Origin of the sequence: Tolumonas auensis DSM 9187, from assembly GCF_000023065.1 — a bacterium.
GTDB lineage: Bacteria > Pseudomonadota > Gammaproteobacteria > Enterobacterales > Aeromonadaceae > Tolumonas > Tolumonas auensis.
This window is the reverse complement of the sequence record NC_012691.1, coordinates 743,014-759,079: the sequence shown is the minus strand read 5'-3', so window position 1 is coordinate 759,079 and position 16,066 is coordinate 743,014. Positions and strand designations below refer to the sequence as shown.

Here is a 16,066-nt window from a genome sequence, read left to right as displayed (position 1 = left end):
AAAATAACAATGTTTCTCAAACGAGGTACGGGCGTCGGCTGAGATCATACTGTTGATTCAATCCGGTTCAGCAGAACCATTCAGACCCTTTATGGAGTTCAGCATGCGTCATTCCTGGTCATTTTCTCTGGCAGCCGCTTTACTGGCCGTATCTGCATTCACGCAGGCTGCGACACAGAAACCGGTATTAACCGTCTATACCTATGACTCGTTCGCCGGTGAATGGGGACCGGGTGCCAAAATCAAACTCGCGTTTGAAGCGGTATGTGATTGCGAACTGAAATGGGTGGCACTGGAAGATGGCGTGGCCATTCTGAACCGGCTGAAACTGGAAGGCGCACACAGCAAAGCGGATGTCGCGCTCGGCATGGATGAAGTCATGCTGGCGGCGGCACATGACAGCAACCTGTTTGTGCCGCATAACGTCGATCTGCAAAGTTTAACCCTGCCCGGCGGCTGGCAGGACAATACCTTCCTGCCGTTTGACTACGGCTATTTCGCTTTTGTCTATGACAGCAGCAAGCTGAAACAGCCCCCGCAAAGTCTGAAAGAACTGGTGGAACGCAACGATCTGAAAATCATTTATGAAGATCCCCGTACCAGCACGCCCGGCCAGGGTTTGCTGCTGTGGGTGAAACAGGTGTACGGCGATAAAGCCCCTGCCGCATGGGAACAGCTGGCGAAAAAAACCGTCACCGTAACCAAAGGCTGGAGCGAAGCCTATGGCATGTTCCTGAAAGGTCAGTCTGATCTGGTGCTCTCATACACCACATCCCCCGCCTATCACCGTCTGGCCGAGGACAAACAGCAATACCGTGCCGCCATGTTCAGTGAAGGCCATCTGCGTCAGGTGGAAGTCGCGGCACAACTGAAGAATGCACCACACCCGGAGCTGGCACAGCGCTTTATGCAATTCATAGTATATGAGCACTTTCAGAATCAGATCCCGGAAGGGAACTGGATGTATCCGGTCACCAGCGTGAAATTGCCCGAAGGTTTTAATCAGAATGAAACCCCGGCACAGACACTGCAGGTTGACACGCAACAGATCGCGACTCAGCGTAAAGTCTGGGTGAAAGAGTGGTTACAGGCAGTCAGCCACTGATGCAGCGTCGTTTCTGGTGGTGTTCGGGCGGTCTGGTGGCCGCCCTGATTTTATCGGCCACACTCGGTCCGCTGGCGGCATTGTTAAGCCAACCCGGCACAACCACGGTACTGCTCTGGCAGGATAGTTATCTGACGCATGTTGCCTGGTTCAGTCTCAAACAGGCGGCACTCTCCACGCTGTTCAGTTTATTGCTGGCGGTGCCGCTGGCGCGGGCGCTGTTTCACCGGCAGTTTCCCGGCAAGACACTGTTACTGCATCTGTTCGGCCTGTCGCAGGTGCTACCCGTCATTATCGCCCTGTTCGGGCTGGTCGCCGTGCATGGCGCACAGGGCTGGCTGACGCAATTAACCCGACTCGCCGGGATCACATTACCGGATTATCTGTTTGGTCTGTCCGGTATTCTGCTGGCGCATGTGTTTTTTAACATGCCACTCGCGACCCGCTGGCTGGTGCAGGCACTGGAACAAATTCCGCCAAATCACTGGCGACAAGCGGCACAACTGGACATGCCGGAGTGGAGCCGCTTCTGTTTACTGGAATGGCCGGCTATGCGCCGGTTGTTGCCGGGACTGGCCAGTCTGATATTCATGCTCTGTTTTACCAGCTTTACGATTGTGATGGCGCTGGGTGGCGGACCGCAGGCAACCACACTGGAAGTCGCAATTTATCAGGCGCTGCGCTTTGATTTTGATCTGGCCTCCGCAGGACAACTGGCCTGCTGGCAATTACTGCTCGGTACGCTGATCGTTGCCAGTTACGGCTGGCTGAAACCGGCTGCCGCTTCTTTATCATCTGCCAGCGGACAAGCCAGCCCGCGTTATCAGCCACGTGCGCTGCTTCCTGATCTGCTCGCGTTGTTACCCGGCTTAGCTCTGTTTCTGCCGCCGCTGCTGGCGATTGTCTGGTATGGCCTGCAGGCATTGTTCAATCTGGCATGGCAACAGTCGATGCTGTTACATACCACACTGCAGTCATTACAAATTGCCACCAGTGCCGGCATGCTGTCGTTAGGTCTGAGTGTCGGTTTACTGCTGAGCAGCCGCCATCTGAGCATCCGTTGTCATGCGCCGCGTGCCGGGCAATTGCTCTCCGGCACCGGCTCGCTGATCCTGCTGCTCCCGACCTCGGTACTCAGCACCGGCCTGTTTATTCTGCTGCAGGAAAAGGTCGATCTGTTTGCGCATGGCTTCTGGCTGGTCGTGCTGCTGAATGCGCTGGCGGCGCTGCCCTATACACTGCGCGCGTTGCAGGAACCAATGCAGGATCTGCTGGTCCGCTATGACCGTCTGGCCGACAGCCTGGGGCTGTATGGATTGTCGCGCCTGCGCTGGCTGGAGTGGCCATTACTCTGTCGCCCTGCAGGCCGGGCGCTGGCACTGGGTATGATCTTTTCACTCGGCGATCTGGCGGCCATTGCCATGTTTGGCAGTGATGAATTACAAACCCTGCCCTGGCTGCTGTATCAGCAACTCGGCCATTATCAGATGGATGCCGCATCAGCAACTGCGCTGGTGTTACTGCTGATCTGCATCACCCTGCTCTGGCTGATAGAATGGCTGGCAAGCCGGAATGAACATCGCGAACCGCCTTCACTACTGGAATAACAATGCTATTGGCTGAGAAGTTGCAAACCCGTCGTCAGGGGCGGTTATTTGAGTTTTCCCTGCAGTTGCAGCCGGGTGAAATCGGCTTGTTGCTGGGGCGCTCCGGCAGCGGCAAATCTACCCTGCTGGAAATGCTGGCCGGATTCCTGCCCATCAGTGGCGGGACGCTGTTAGCGGATGGGCAGAATATTGCGGCGCAGCCTCCGGCACAGCGTCCGTTTACCATGCTGTTTCAGCAAAATAACCTGTTTGAGCATCTGACCGTACGCCAGAATATCGGCCTTGGCCTGCAGCCCAATCTTAAGCTTTCGAAACCGGAGCAACAGGCATTGTTGCAGGCCGCAGAGCGGTTACAGATCAGTGAGCTGCTCGACCGGCTGCCAACCTCGCTGTCCGGCGGACAACAACAACGCGTCGCCCTGGCGCGTTGTCTGGTACGCCGTAAACCCTATCTGCTGCTGGATGAACCCTTCTCCGCGCTTGATCCGGCACTGCGTCAGGAGATGATGCAGGAAGTGCGGCAACTGGCGACCGAACATAACATCGGCGTGCTGCTGGTTTCACATCAGCCGCAGGAGGCGAAAGATCAGGCTGACTGGCTGGGCTTTGTTGAGGATGGCCGGTTGACATTCACCGCACCGATGAGCGCGCTGACACAACCGCCAAGCGAGGAATTTGCCGCTTATCTGGGGATGTAATTAAACATTTGCGCTACCGACAACCCCCGGATAAGACCGGGGGCTGAGCGGCTTAATCTTACAAATTCTCTTCGGCAAACGAGGCCAGTCGACTGCGGACCACGCCATTCAGGAAAATATTGGCGCTGCCTTCGAAGTCTTTGAAACGTTCCACGATATAGGTCAGACCGGATGTCACCGGGGTCAGATAGTTCGAATCAATCTGCGCCAGGTTACCGGAGCAGACAATTTTGGTGCCTTCGCCGCAGCGGGTAATGATGGTTTTCAGCTGGGAGGCGGTCAGGTTCTGACACTCATCCAGCAGGACAAGGGTATTCTGGAAACTGCGGCCACGCATAAAGTTCACCGATTTAAACTGGATGTTGGCCTGTTCCATGATGTATTGCAGCGAAGTTTCCCGGCTTTCATCATGTTTGTGTAACACTTCCAGCGTGTCCGTTACCGCAGCCAGCCACGGCAGCATTTTTTCCTCTTCGGTGCCGGGCAAAAAGCCGATGCTTTCGGCAATTTCAGGCGTATTGCGGGTCACGATGATGCGCTCATAAATCCCCCGCTCAATCACCAGCTCCAGCGCTGCTGCCACCGCCAGCAAGGTTTTACCGCAACCCGCCGGGCCGGTCAGAATGACCAGATCCAGCGTGGGATCAAGCAGTGCATCCAGTGCCATCGCCTGATAGATATTCTTCGGATGCACACCCCAGGCGTGGCGGTTCATCATGCGTTCATAGCCAATATCCTTGATGAACAACGAGCCCTGTTCCCGCTTCTGCACCCGGCCGGCAAAGCTTGCCGCCTCATCGATCAGATACTGGTTGATATGCGTCCCCTGCAGCACGGATTCATCCATACGATGAAACACATCACGGCCGTGCGATTCGGTTTCGCACTGCCCGACTTTATCCCAGAATGCGCCTTCGATTTTCTGGAAGCCTTTGGCCAGCAGACGGATATCATCAATCAGCTGGTCGGTACGGTAATCTTCAACCTTCGACAGCCCGGCCCCTTTGGCTTTCAGGCGCATGTTGATGTCTTTGGTCACCAGCACAACCAGACGATCTTTACGGAAACTCTGCAGATAAAGCGCCAGATTGATGATGCGGTTATCCGCTTCTTTGTTGGTAAAGACTTCTTCACCACCGGGCAGATGATGATCAGCGACAATGGAAATCAGCCCGCTGCAACCACCACCGGAAGTGTCTTTCAGACAGATGCCACTGGTAATTTGTTCTGGTGTCGCATCACGAAACAGATCTTCCAGCGTACGGATAGCCACCCGCGCTTCACGGCTGACATCTTTCTGACGATCTTTGATGTTGTCGAGTTCTTCGAGCACCGTCATCGGGATGACGATATCGTGTTCCTGAAAGGAGTAGATGGAGAGAGGTTCATGTAACAGCACGTTGGTATCAAGGATGAATAACTTACGTTCATCGCTATCCATAGGCAGCCTCCTTTGGCCTGATGCACCGGATGACAAATTCATGTCAGTGACAACACACTAAATGACTAACTACATATAACTATATGATAAATATTATATTTTTATTAAATAAAATCATTCATTTTTGTGTTTTGTGATACACCGTTAAATCTGTATAGCGAGTTTGAGCTATCAGCCTTGCCAGATCCTCAAGTTATCAGGGGCCAAACAGTGCCATACATTCAGCCATTTAATCTAACTATTACTTAGATTGCTCTGGCAAGCAAATGGAGAATGACGGGCAAAGCGGGGAAGATTTTGTGCCATGACAACGTGTTGATAGAATCACCTTTTATCTACATAACCAAGAAACATGTTTATCACATCAACATGACTTGAGTATGTGTTGATAAAGAAAAGGGTTTCTTGGATATATCTAGGTTTTGTTTCTACCCGTCTCGTTGTTAAACACCAATCATAGTAGTAGATTGAATCTAGTCTTTCCGTAAAAACGCCGTACAAAGCTTACTATGCGGAATTGTTCAACTTAATAAGCTGTTAGGCATCAAGAGGAATCTGAGAGTTGAGTAATAATCAATCGATTGAAGTAGCTTCGAATACAATCCGTAGAATGTGGGAAACGCACGGAATCAAAGAGCCAATGAGGTTTTTAGGTTTCTGCCTTAGTATGCTTCCAATTCCCGGCATTCAGCAGGCTGGCGCAGCATTGGATCGTCATCTTGGCGATAAAGCTTTTGAAGCTAAGCTAGAGGAGCTTTGGTCTGAAATCTCAGCAGCGAATGAGCTCGTCAGTAAAGTCGCAACACTCGAAGAAGCGATTCAAGAAATTGCTAAAACAATTGAAGCATCACCAAGTCTAGAAAACAAAGCCAACCAATTTATTGCTTCACTCAGTACAAGCCAACAAGAGTTCTCTGTCTTAACTGAAAACCAAAGCTATCAAGAGTTACGCAACAGTATAATTCATGCAGATATCTCGGCCTTCATCGCAAAATCTGGGAGCACAAATGTAATCCAAGGTTCCACCGTGAACTCAGAGAGAACACATTTGCATGCAACTGATAACAGTAAGAACTTCGTCGATGGCACTACGTTTCAGGGTGCTAGTGGCGCGGTATCAATGAAAGGAATAACAACACAAGGGCCAATCTCAGTACAAGGCAGTGGGATAGGCTTTGGCGCTGGCGGTTCAATCACTTTTGGCGGCAACCCTAATCTCGTTTCCGGAAACTGTCCAATTTGCAACGAGCTACTACAGGTGGATAAACGAGAACTTGCTAAATATAGCCAGATTCAATGCCACAGGTGCAAAACTGTTATTCCCTTTAAACTACCCAATGCCTAACAAATCAATCAACTTCGCGCCTACGGCGCCAGACGCAGCAAAGCTGCGCCGGTTATTGAGGCGTTAGACCGCAAGATTAGGATTAGTGGGAGCATGGAACGATTCGTATCACCGTCAATTGAGCACTTAGAGAGTCTTCGCCAGCCCCTTACGGCTGGTGAGCGGCTGGTATTCAATTTTTTCAACGAGACCCTAGCGCCTGACTGGGAAATTTACATTCAGCCACATCTGAATGGTTTACGGCCAGATTTTGTCCTGCTTAATCCGAATGTTGGTATCGCGGTGTTCGAGGTAAAGGACTGGAATCTCCAGGCGATGCGGTACTCGGTTGAGGAAAGACCTGGAAAGGTACCCAAGCTTTGTGCGAGTGATGGGATAAAATCGTTTTCAATTCAAAACCAAAACCCAGTAGAGAAAATATATAGATACAAGCAGGAAATACATGATCTTTATTGTCCAAGATTGGATGGAAAGGCTGGCTTTGCAACTATCACTGCTGGCGTGATTTTTCCGTTCGCCAAGCAGACAGAAATCAACGCTATGCTAAAGCCCTGCTTGGCCTATAGAGGAATGCTAGATTGGCCTCAATACAATCCAATTTCTGGCGCTGAGGCGATAGCAGAAAACAGAGTTGATTTGGTGTTTCCTGAAAGTCGTCGAGCCGCGTCAAAATTTATGAGTAATGAGCAGGCTGACGACATGAGGAACTGGCTTATTGAGCCGGATTACGCCACTGTTCAGCGGAAACCTATTGAGTTGGATTCAACGCAAAGATCTTATGTAACCTCGCGTACTCAATCGGGTTATAGACGAATAAAAGGACCAGCGGGCTCTGGAAAGTCTCTAATTCTTGCAGCTCGGGCGGCGCAACTACTTGGCGAAGGGAAAGAAGTCCTCGTTGTGACTTTCAATATCACCTTGCTTCACTATCTGATGGATGTGGCCGTAAGATGGCCCAATGCTCACGGCCGGACAAGGCAAGGAATCACTTGGCTTAACTTTCATGCTTGGTGTAAGCGGGTCTGCGTAGACTCGGATCACGAACAAGAGTATCTCGACCTTTGGCGAGGTAGCGAAGATCAGCAAGGTTCTGAACATCAAGTCTTAAGTACACGGCTTCCAGCAGTTGTCGCAAGTTGTATAGAAGGAGACGTTGACGAAGTCATACAGCGATACGACGCCGTGCTCGTTGACGAGGGTCAGGATTTTCTTCCAACTTGGTGGAATGTGTTGCGAAAAATATGTCGCAAGGATGGCGAAATGTTACTCGTCGCTGATGCGACACAGGATGTTTACGGAACTGCCCGATCTTGGACAGACGAAGCTATGACCGGTGCGGGATTTCCTGGTGGTAGGTGGGCGGAGCTTCAGACATGCTACCGGCTTCCGCCATCGGCTTTGGAAACCGCACGGAATTTTGCGAGTCAGTATTTACCCAGTGATACAGTGGATTTACCCAACAGCCCTCAGGGAGAGCTTGATCTCTATCCTTGCCACTTGCGGTGGGTACAAATATCCGCTGAAAAAGGCACGCAAGTCTGTGCGGAGGAAATTCTACAAATGGCCCCTAGAGCTAGTGATGACATACTGGCAATTACAGATATTACATTCCTGACGGGCAACCAAAGGATGGGGGCAGCTGTCGTTAACGCTCTCGAGTCCAAAGGTGTCAACGCAGTCCATACGTATAGCTCCGACAAAAAGGAATCGCGTCGGCGGAAGATGGGGTTCTATATGGGGGACGCCAGAGTCAAGGCAACAACGCTTCATAGCTTCAAAGGTTGGGAATCCCGCGCGATTGTTCTATTCGTGGGGGAAAATATTGATAATCAAGCCTGCGCACTGATTTATACAGGCCTGACTCGGCTGAAACGACATGAAAAGGGTAGTTATCTAACGGTTGTTTCGTGCGCAAGTACTCTTGCCGAATTTGGAAAAACATGGACGAACTACGAAGAAAGATAGCGTATTTGAGTTGCAGTCTAATAAGCTGTTAGCTGGTAATGAATCACCCAAAAGTTTGGCTGATAACTTGGTTGAAGTGGGTGGCTCAGTAATTCGAAAAAACGAACAACAACTTTGTAGTGTGCAGCACTGGTAAGGAGATTACTTATGGAATTTTTATTGTTTGCTTTTATAGGTTGGGTTATTTGGCTGCTACTCAAGTCAAAAATGACAGCCAAGGCTACTCAGACGGAGCAGAACGCCAGCAATGGAAGTGAAATCCGCACGATGGCCCTTGAGATGGGTATCCCTGAAAAAGAGTATAACAATATCGTTATCAACCAAATGGATAAGGCTAAAGAGATGGCCATGCAATTGGATGAGCCAGGTATGCCATATCACAACAAGCCATGGAACATCCGACTAGCCGTTGCGATTAATGATTTATACCAGGCTCAGGCAGCGCATGGAACACCACTGGCACAAGAACTGAATAGGGCAGTAATTACCACATTTCAAAAAATGCGTAATAATGACTGGGGACCTCACATCTACGATCTGCCAGCGCATGAGTGTTGGCAGTTTGCCTTGAGAAATGGTGGTCGGGATTTCTATACTGCACCTGATGGTGAAGAGCGGTCTGTTGCCTACCGAATTGGCTTTCAGGATCAGGATCAGGATCAGGTGATGATGCTAGAGGCAGAGCTAGCCAATTATGCTAGCACAGGCGTGATCACGGATGAGGGTGATCTTGAAACCCGACTATTGCCGCCTCACAAGATTTCCATTCGAGTATCGATTATCTAATGAGTCTATCGTCAACTAGTTGAGCGCCCAGAGTAGCGTTTGGTGATTCAGATCAAAAATGCGGAATTTGAAGTTGCTCTGTATGACAATCCATCGACGGAAAAGGTGGTTTCAGCGTTGCCGGTCGATCCCGGCAATCAGCCATCAAACGGATCTTATTGCAGAAGGTGAAGTTGCCTTATGGCCCACCGGTAACTGATTTTGTATCTTCTTCGGCCTGACACCTTCCACTTCAAATGAACCCCATTACAAACCCAATCGATCAGTCATGCCAATTTATTGGCTACGGCGCTGACAAATGCCTTATACAAAGTTGTTCAAATTTTGACTAATCAGCAAATTTGTCGAACACTATCCTCCTATTCATTTTGCACAGAAAAATGAGCCTGAAAATGCACAGAATCTTAGCGGAACACACGGTAAGTATGACTGAGCTGCGCAAAAATCCGGCGCAGTATTTCACCGATGAACCCATCGCAGTTTTATCGAACAATAAACCTGCCGGGTATATGCTTAGTGCCAGCTTGTTTGAAGCGATGATAGATCTGTTAGAGAAACAGCAAGCCAATCAGCAATTCACCGCAAAATTTCGCCCGACAGCAGAGCAATTGAAAGCCATTGCATTACATGGACAGGCGCTCATCGAACAGGCAACGGACGAAGACCTGAGTGAGTTCAGTGAATGATCCGGATTTTTAAAAGTCCGATCATTCTCCGACAGCTGATCTTCAGACAATCCCACAATCACCCTTAGTCATTCCGCCGATAGCAGTCACGTCAGCCATTTCTAAGATAAGCAGACGGAAATGGGTAAAAAGCGGGAAGCATAGAACGGACAAATAAAAAAGCCTGCAGAACAAATGCAGGCTTTAAGTCAAAGGAACAACGGATCAGGCATACGCCGGGGCAAACTCGCCCATCTTCTCCAGATCGGGTTTATTCTGCACCCAGTACGGTGACAGTGAACGCAGACGTTCAATCACCGGCGGCAGTTTTTCCAGCACGTAGTCGATCTCTTTCTGGCGGGTATAACGCGACAGCGAGAAGCGCACGCTGCCATGCGCGGCAGTATAAGGGATGCTCATCGCGCGCATCACATGTGATGGTTCCAGCGAGCCGGAGGTACAGGCGCTACCGCTGGAGGCGGCAATGCCCAGCTGATTCAGCATCAGCAGGATCGCTTCACCTTCGATAAATTCAAACGCGATATTCAGCGTATTCGGTGTACGGCTATCCACATCGCCGGTGACGATAGAACACGGTACTTTTTCCAGTAAACCGGCCTGCAGTTCATCACGCAGTTCTGCCAGATGCGACATCATCGGCATATGCACTTCCGCCAGTTCACACGCCATGCCCAAACCGACAATCCCGGCGGCGTTTTCAGTACCGGCACGACGACCGCGTTCCTGATGACCACCGCGCAGCAGCGGACGAAAACGGGTACCGCGTTTGACATACAGCGCGCCCACCCCTTTCGGTGCATGAATTTTGTGGCCGGAAAAAGAGAGCATATCGATATCGCTGCTCGCCAGATTGATCGGGAATTTGCCGACTGCCTGCACACCATCGGTGTGGAACAGAATGCCCTTCTCTTTTGCCATGGTGGCCATGGTTTGTACCGGGAAAACGGTGCCGGTTTCGTTATTCGCCCACATCACGCTCACCAGCGCCACATTGTCGCTGAGCAGTGACTGGTAGTGATCCAGATCCAGACGTCCCTGGGTATCAACCGGCAGACGATGAATAGTGTAACCACGACGTTCCAGATGTTCGCACACTTCCAGAATCGCCGGATGTTCCACTACAGAAGTAATGATCTCTTTGCGTTCCGGCAACGCTTCCACTGCCGACAGAATGGCGGTGCTGTTGGCTTCGGTAGCGCAGGAGGTAAAAATGATTTCGCTGTCGTGCGCGGCGCCTAATAAACCGGCCACCTGTTCACGGGCGCGCTCAATACCTTTGCGCACCGGTTCGCCGAAACCATGAATTGATGATGGATTACCGTAGTTTTCGGTCATAAACGGCATCATCGCTTCCAGCACCATCGGATCGAGACGGGTGGTGGCATTATTATCCAGATAGATCGCTTTCATGTTCCGTCTCCTTAAACCAGCGCGGTTTCAGCCTGAGTGATACTGACCACCTGAATATAACGACCCATTTTTTCCATCAGGGTCTGCTGGATCCAGGCAATCGTCATGTCGGTCATCATGCAGCCTAAGCAGCTGCCTGACAGCGCCACTTCCACTTTGCTTTCAGTCACACTGATCAGGGTGACATCACCACCATCGGCCTGCAGACGCGGACGCATCTCTTCCAGCACGGCAGCCACAGTACGCCAGTTTTCATCTTTCTTCGCCAGATCGACATGCGGCGCAACTTTGCTGCGTTCCATGCTGGTTGTTGCGATACGCGCTTCGTTACAAGGCTGGGTTGCCAGTACTTTCTGTAACGCCTGTTCAATCTTCTCATGACAGGCGCCGCAACCGCCGCCGGCTTTGGTGTAGTTGATGACATCGGCAATCGAGGTCAGACCGTTCTCTTTCACTGCCTTGATGATTTTGACTTCATCCACGGCAAAGCATTTACAGATCAGCGCGCCTTCTTCATGGTCGTCATGCCATTCTTCGCCACGGAAATTGGCAATCGCGGCTTGCAAGGCTTCCTGCCCCATCACCGAACAGTGCATTTTTTCCGGTGGCAGACCATCCAGATAATCGGCGATATCCATGTTGCTGATCTTCAGGGCATCATCCAGCGTTTTGCCGATCACCATCTCGGTCAGGGCAGAAGAAGACGCAATTGCGCTGCCACAGCCGAAGGTCTGGAAACCGGCATCTTCGATAATTTCGCTCTCTGCGTTGACTTGCAACATCAGACGTAACGCATCACCGCAGCTGATAGAGCCAACGTCACCGACAGCGTTCGCATCGGCAATTACTTTGGCATTGCGTGGATTAAAGAAGTGATCCTTAACCTTTTCTGAATAGTTCCACATGACTCGTCTCCTTTGCGCGTATTTTTAATTCACACTGGCGGTTGATGGGCAATTGGTTGATTTTGCTGCCGGACTGCAACTGCCGCAATTAGCAGGCTGCGGCTGAATGTTGAATCCGGGTTGCCCCTGACGTTCTGCCAGTGAGATCTGACAATCTTTTAATAAGGGCCACTGACGGCGATCGGCCAGAAAAACCAGACCACTCTGACGATACAAGACGTCGTCAGGCTGTTGCGTGGCAGTCCAGCCCATATCTACTTTGATCCCGGAGCAGGGATCACCTTTGGCAATCAGACGCAAACCGATACATTCCTGCACCAGTTGTTGCTGCAGACGTTGTAGTTGCGTCAGTGCGCTTTCTTCGATTTGAATCATGGCATTTCTCCCTGTGACCGTGATCACAAAGCTGCAAATGAAGTGCCACATACAAAATCATTATTTTTCAATTAGATGGGTGCAAGACAGCACTGTTTTGTCTGACAACGCAGCAGGCTTTGTCGGCTTTTGTCGCAGTTGAGACAGGATGTCTGATCCGGACAGAACAGACGACATATCGGATTGAATGTTACAATTCAGCTTCTTGCCCGGTATGACTGACAAACGGAGAACATGGTGGCGGCATCAGCAACAAAACAGGTAGCGATCATCGGTGGCGGTCCGGCCGGACTCATCGCGGCAGAAGTATTAAGCCAGCACAATATCCGGGTCGATCTGTTTGATGCGATGCCCTCGGTGGGACGCAAGTTTCTGCAGGCCGGCAAAGGCGGCATGAACCTGACCCATTCCGAGGCATTTCCTGATTTTGTAAATCGCTATCGGCATCGTCAGCAAGAGATGTTGCCGCTGCTGCAAGCCTTTGGGGCCGACCAGCTTCGTCAATGGGCTCACGATCTCGGTTTTGACACCTTTGTCGGCAGTTCCGGCCGGGTGTTTCCGACCGATATGCGCGCCGCGCCTCTGCTGCGGACCTGGTTACAGCGTTTACGCGAAGCCGGGGTAAAGTTTCATGTCCGTCATCGCTGGATCGGCTGGGATCAGCAACAGCAGTTAGTGTTCGCTACCCCGGAAGGTGAAACCACAGTCAAAGCGGATGCTGTCTTACTGGCATTAGGTGGCGGCAGTTGGTCACGCCTCGGCTCGGATGGTGCCTGGGTACCGCAGCTACAACAAAAGGGCATTGCAGTGGCTCCGCTGAAAGCGGCGAATTGTGGTTTTGAGTGTGACTGGTCGGCGGATTTCCGCAGCCGTTTTGCCGGGTCTCCGGTAAAAAACGTGGTTGCCAGTCTGACTGACAGTGATGGCAACCGGACAGAGCGACAGGGCGAGTTTGTTATCACCGAACGCGGTATTGAAGGCAGTCTGATTTATGTGTTCGCCGCTGAATTGCGGGATCAGCTGGAACAAGCTGGCAAAAGCACGCTGACGCTGGATCTGCTGCCGCATAAAACCGCAGAGCGCATTGAGCAGGAACTGCGTTCCCGCGGCGCAAAATCACTCTCTACACAGCTGAAAAGTAAAATCGGCATTGATGGCGTCAAAGCCGGTCTGCTGCGGGAATGTCTGTCGAAAGAAACCTTCACCAGTGAGCGCTTACTGGCACAGGCGATTAAACAGTTTCCGCTGCAGGTTTTGCGCACAACGCCGATGGATGAAGCCATCAGCACCGCCGGTGGCGTCTGTTTTTCTGCCTTAAATGAGCAACTGATGCTGCAGACTTTGCCGGGCGTGTTCTGTGCCGGAGAGATGCTGGACTGGGAAGCGCCGACCGGGGGTTATCTGCTGACCGGCTGCTTTGCCAGCGGCTTTACCGCCGGTCACGGCATTCTGCAGTGGCTGAATGCACAAGCGTAACGAGAAAATAAAAAAGCCCGGGTCACCCCGGGCAAAACGCATTCGGGTGTTGCCACCCAAGATTGCAAAGGACTCTTTTAATTACGCAGACATCGAAGCATGAGAATGACAGTTTTTCGGGCAAACCCGTGAGCAGGCGCCGCAGCCGATACAATCGTCCGCATTCGCCACTGTCATCACCATCATGGCATCATCTTCTTCATCATCCAGATCGTCATCCAGCACATCGGCTCGGTCGACCAGATTGAACACATCACGGGAACACACTTTGTAGCAACGGCCACAGCCGATACAGGTGTGTGCGTCTACCGCGGTAACAAATTCCGGTGTCCAGGCAGCGCCGCCACGAGTAATACCGGTAATAAATCCACTCATATATCTCTCCTCTGAGCTAAGTTTTTTTGTGTTGCTATCGATAATTACTCGTCCCAGCCTGCTTCTTCCAGCTGGTTAGCCAGACTGTCGGCGGATGTGGTTTTCTTCTGCTGTTTTTGCGGGATCCGCTGCGGCCACTGTTCCTGTAAGGCCTGGATCAGGCTGGTAATAGTGGTGCCCGCTTCAACACGGATAGCTCTGATCCCGTGCGCCATTAACTGACGGAACACCGCTTCTCCCACCGCATTGCAATACACCGCAAAACAGCCATCAATCACATCAATCCGGCTGGTCACTTTCGCCGGCAGATGCCCTTCGATGACCTGAAACTCGGCCGCCTGCAGCAATTCATAACCATCCGGTTCTACGCCATACACCAGCAGACTTTCACAGGAGCCAAAATGCTGATTCACGGTCTTCATATCGGAACTGGCAAACGCCACTTTCAGATGGGACATATGTTCATCACTGACACGTAAGTGTCTTTGCAAATGGATCATGCAAATGCCTCCTCAGCACCCAGTGGTGCCTGTGCAAAAGGTTGTTTCAGCGGCGAGTGATACACCGGCCGGCCATGGCAGGCCTGTTGCTGATAGTTGGCGATCTCGAACAGATTATCGCGGATACCGGCGTAACCCTGACGTACCCGGCGGAACTCACCAAAACAATCGAAGATCGGGAAACCAATCCGCATCAGCGGCAGTTTCAGTTGCTCAGCCATTACCGCGCCATGGGAATTTGCCAGCAGCAGATCACAGCCCCGCTCTTCCGCCTGTTGTTGCAGATCTTCCAGATCACCTATCAATACTTTGTCGACTGACAACGCAGCCAGACAGGGCTGATTGACCGGCGCCACGACCGATACCGGCTGCATGCCCACACTTTCGGCAAACGCCAGCCAGGCCACCAGCAGATCGGCCTCGGCACCAATCGCCACACGGGTATCGTTTACCCAGGTATGCGTATCGATCATGGTGTCGGTCACCTGCCCGCGCTGCCGGTCGATCCACTCCGGTACCTGACGATCTGAAACCTGCTGCAGGGTCTGGATAAAACGATCCATCTCCGCCAGGGTCATCAGATGCGGGAAATAAACACTCTCCACCCCGCTGCGGGAACTTAACAATTGTCCGGCACGTTGCATGGAAGGACCCACTACCAGTGTCAGACTGCTCTGACCTAACTGGCGCAGCATATTGACGTCCGTCCCACCTTGGCTGACCGAGAGATAATCCTGTTTTACCAGATGACCATCCATGGAGCGGGACAGATCCGGCACCAGGATCGGCTGCAGACCAAACGCTTCGGCATACTGACGGATCAGCTCGATATCGCCCGGTGTCAGCATGTGACTCAGCAGCAGATTGATACGTTTTTTACGGATACTGCGGATCTTCTGTTCCGGCACCAGTTGCGAAATCAGACTTTCCACCAGTGCGCTGTAACCATTTTCCAGCGAACCGTAGAAATCCGGTGTATTCACCGTGACGATCTCATTACGCTCAAATTTCGGATATTGCCGGCGAAACTCTTTCAGCGCGCGGTTCATGTCTGTGCCTTGCGCTTCCGACAAGCCGGAACTCAGCAACACCACCAGCCGCGGATTACTTTTCTCGCACAGATGCGCCAGCGCCTGGATGATATTCTCATCCGATCCCATCACCGTGGTGATCGGATCCATCGCGGTCGATTGCAGCGGGATCGGCTCACTGAAATGCTGAATAAAGAATATTTTTGCGAACGCACTGCAACCCTGAGCACCGTGGATCAACGGAATGCAGCGATCAATACCAAGGCTCGCCAGAATTGCACCCAGCGGTTGTCCGCTCTTAATGGGTTGGGTCGCCAGTGGTTTATGTGTTTTGATAATCTGAGCCATAGGGGGGTCTCCT

Annotated in this window: 15 protein-coding genes; 8 read left to right on the top strand and 7 right to left on the bottom strand. The window is 51.6% G+C overall.

Annotated features, from left to right (window positions below):
• The first annotated feature begins 103 nt into the window (after positions 1–103).
• Genes thiB through thiQ form a run of 3 tightly spaced genes read left to right on the top strand, consistent with a single transcriptional unit; the run spans position 104 to position 3,410 of the window.
• The gene (thiB, locus tag TOLA_RS03450; protein WP_012728898.1) at positions 104–1,105 is read left to right on the top strand and encodes a thiamine ABC transporter substrate binding subunit; all 1,002 of its coding nucleotides are present in this window, start codon (positions 104–106) and stop codon (positions 1,103–1,105) included.
• Entirely contained in the window at positions 1,105–2,712 is a 1,608-nt protein-coding gene (thiP, locus tag TOLA_RS03445) for a thiamine/thiamine pyrophosphate ABC transporter permease (protein WP_012728897.1), read from the top strand. The genes thiB and thiP overlap by 1 nt, the downstream gene beginning before the upstream one ends.
• A gap of 2 nt (positions 2,713–2,714) precedes the next feature.
• Positions 2,715–3,410, top strand: a complete 696-nt coding sequence (thiQ, locus tag TOLA_RS03440; RefSeq protein ID WP_012728896.1) for a thiamine ABC transporter ATP-binding protein — start codon at positions 2,715–2,717, stop codon at positions 3,408–3,410.
• 58 nt (positions 3,411–3,468) lie between these two features.
• On the opposite strand, the gene TOLA_RS03435 is transcribed toward thiQ, so the two are convergent.
• Positions 3,469–4,851 (bottom strand): PhoH family protein, encoded by a 1,383-nt coding sequence (locus tag TOLA_RS03435; protein WP_012728895.1) that lies wholly within the window; start codon positions 4,849–4,851, stop codon positions 3,469–3,471.
• A 562-nt stretch (positions 4,852–5,413) separates the two neighbouring features.
• On the opposite strand from TOLA_RS03435, the gene TOLA_RS03430 reads away from it, so the two are divergent.
• From TOLA_RS03430 to yafN, 4 genes are all read left to right on the top strand, one after another.
• Positions 5,414–6,196: a hypothetical protein gene (locus tag TOLA_RS03430; RefSeq protein WP_012728894.1), complete on the top strand. Its 783-nt coding sequence runs from the start codon at positions 5,414–5,416 to the stop codon at positions 6,194–6,196.
• Positions 6,197–6,289: 93 nt separating this feature from the next.
• Entirely contained in the window at positions 6,290–8,161 is a 1,872-nt protein-coding gene (locus TOLA_RS03425; RefSeq protein WP_012728893.1) for a UvrD-helicase domain-containing protein, read from the top strand.
• Between the two features lie 147 nt (positions 8,162–8,308).
• Positions 8,309–8,947, top strand: coding sequence for a hypothetical protein (locus tag TOLA_RS03420; RefSeq protein WP_012728892.1), 639 nt, complete (start codon positions 8,309–8,311; stop codon positions 8,945–8,947).
• A 392-nt stretch (positions 8,948–9,339) separates the two neighbouring features.
• Entirely contained in the window at positions 9,340–9,633 is a 294-nt protein-coding gene (gene yafN / locus TOLA_RS03415) for a type I toxin-antitoxin system antitoxin YafN (protein ID WP_012728891.1), read from the top strand.
• Between the two features lie 204 nt (positions 9,634–9,837).
• Here the strand turns inward: yafN and nifS are convergent, their stop codons facing one another.
• Genes nifS through TOLA_RS03400 form a run of 3 tightly spaced genes read right to left on the bottom strand, consistent with a single transcriptional unit; the run spans position 9,838 to position 12,323 of the window.
• On the bottom strand, positions 9,838–11,043 hold the full coding sequence (nifS, locus tag TOLA_RS03410) for a cysteine desulfurase NifS (RefSeq protein WP_012728890.1): 1,206 nt from the start codon (positions 11,041–11,043) through the stop codon (positions 9,838–9,840).
• Positions 11,044–11,054: 11 nt separating this feature from the next.
• Positions 11,055–11,948: a Fe-S cluster assembly protein NifU gene (nifU, locus tag TOLA_RS03405; protein WP_012728889.1), complete on the bottom strand. Its 894-nt coding sequence runs from the start codon at positions 11,946–11,948 to the stop codon at positions 11,055–11,057.
• A gap of 24 nt (positions 11,949–11,972) precedes the next feature.
• The gene (locus tag TOLA_RS03400) at positions 11,973–12,323 is read right to left on the bottom strand and encodes a HesB/IscA family protein (protein ID WP_012728888.1); all 351 of its coding nucleotides are present in this window, start codon (positions 12,321–12,323) and stop codon (positions 11,973–11,975) included.
• 234 nt (positions 12,324–12,557) lie between these two features.
• On the opposite strand from TOLA_RS03400, the gene TOLA_RS03395 reads away from it, so the two are divergent.
• Positions 12,558–13,799 (top strand): TIGR03862 family flavoprotein, encoded by a 1,242-nt coding sequence (locus TOLA_RS03395; RefSeq protein ID WP_041609458.1) that lies wholly within the window; start codon positions 12,558–12,560, stop codon positions 13,797–13,799.
• 81 nt (positions 13,800–13,880) lie between these two features.
• Here the strand turns inward: TOLA_RS03395 and fdxB are convergent, their stop codons facing one another.
• From fdxB to nifN, 3 genes are read right to left on the bottom strand one after another with little or no spacing between them, the layout of a single operon-like run.
• Positions 13,881–14,174, bottom strand: coding sequence for a ferredoxin III, nif-specific (gene fdxB, locus TOLA_RS03390; RefSeq protein ID WP_012728886.1), 294 nt, complete (start codon positions 14,172–14,174; stop codon positions 13,881–13,883).
• Between the two features lie 44 nt (positions 14,175–14,218).
• Positions 14,219–14,674, bottom strand: a complete 456-nt coding sequence (locus tag TOLA_RS03385; RefSeq protein WP_012728885.1) for a NifB/NifX family molybdenum-iron cluster-binding protein — start codon at positions 14,672–14,674, stop codon at positions 14,219–14,221.
• Positions 14,671–16,053, bottom strand: coding sequence for a nitrogenase iron-molybdenum cofactor biosynthesis protein NifN (gene nifN / locus TOLA_RS03380; protein WP_012728884.1), 1,383 nt, complete (start codon positions 16,051–16,053; stop codon positions 14,671–14,673). The genes TOLA_RS03385 and nifN overlap by 4 nt, the downstream gene beginning before the upstream one ends.
• Positions 16,054–16,066: the final 13 nt, after the last annotated feature.

What these genes read in the sequence shown, in the direction of transcription:
- thiB (WP_012728898.1), top strand. Translation starts at nt 104, where the DNA reads ATGCGTCATTCCTGGTCATTTTCTCTGGCAGCCGCTTTACTGGCCGTA.
- thiP (WP_012728897.1), top strand. Translation starts at nt 1,105, where the DNA reads ATGCAGCGTCGTTTCTGGTGGTGTTCGGGCGGTCTGGTGGCCGCCCTG.
- thiQ (WP_012728896.1), top strand. Translation starts at nt 2,715, where the DNA reads ATGCTATTGGCTGAGAAGTTGCAAACCCGTCGTCAGGGGCGGTTATTT.
- TOLA_RS03435 (WP_012728895.1), bottom strand. Translation starts at nt 4,851, where the DNA reads ATGGATAGCGATGAACGTAAGTTATTCATCCTTGATACCAACGTGCTG.
- TOLA_RS03425 (WP_012728893.1), top strand. Translation starts at nt 6,290, where the DNA reads ATGGAACGATTCGTATCACCGTCAATTGAGCACTTAGAGAGTCTTCGC.
- TOLA_RS03420 (WP_012728892.1), top strand. Translation starts at nt 8,309, where the DNA reads ATGGAATTTTTATTGTTTGCTTTTATAGGTTGGGTTATTTGGCTGCTA.
- yafN (WP_012728891.1), top strand. Translation starts at nt 9,340, where the DNA reads ATGCACAGAATCTTAGCGGAACACACGGTAAGTATGACTGAGCTGCGC.
- nifS (WP_012728890.1), bottom strand. Translation starts at nt 11,043, where the DNA reads ATGAAAGCGATCTATCTGGATAATAATGCCACCACCCGTCTCGATCCG.
- nifU (WP_012728889.1), bottom strand. Translation starts at nt 11,948, where the DNA reads ATGTGGAACTATTCAGAAAAGGTTAAGGATCACTTCTTTAATCCACGC.
- TOLA_RS03400 (WP_012728888.1), bottom strand. Translation starts at nt 12,323, where the DNA reads ATGATTCAAATCGAAGAAAGCGCACTGACGCAACTACAACGTCTGCAG.
- TOLA_RS03395 (WP_041609458.1), top strand. Translation starts at nt 12,558, where the DNA reads ATGGTGGCGGCATCAGCAACAAAACAGGTAGCGATCATCGGTGGCGGT.
- fdxB (WP_012728886.1), bottom strand. Translation starts at nt 14,174, where the DNA reads ATGAGTGGATTTATTACCGGTATTACTCGTGGCGGCGCTGCCTGGACA.
- TOLA_RS03385 (WP_012728885.1), bottom strand. Translation starts at nt 14,674, where the DNA reads ATGATCCATTTGCAAAGACACTTACGTGTCAGTGATGAACATATGTCC.
- nifN (WP_012728884.1), bottom strand. Translation starts at nt 16,053, where the DNA reads ATGGCTCAGATTATCAAAACACATAAACCACTGGCGACCCAACCCATT.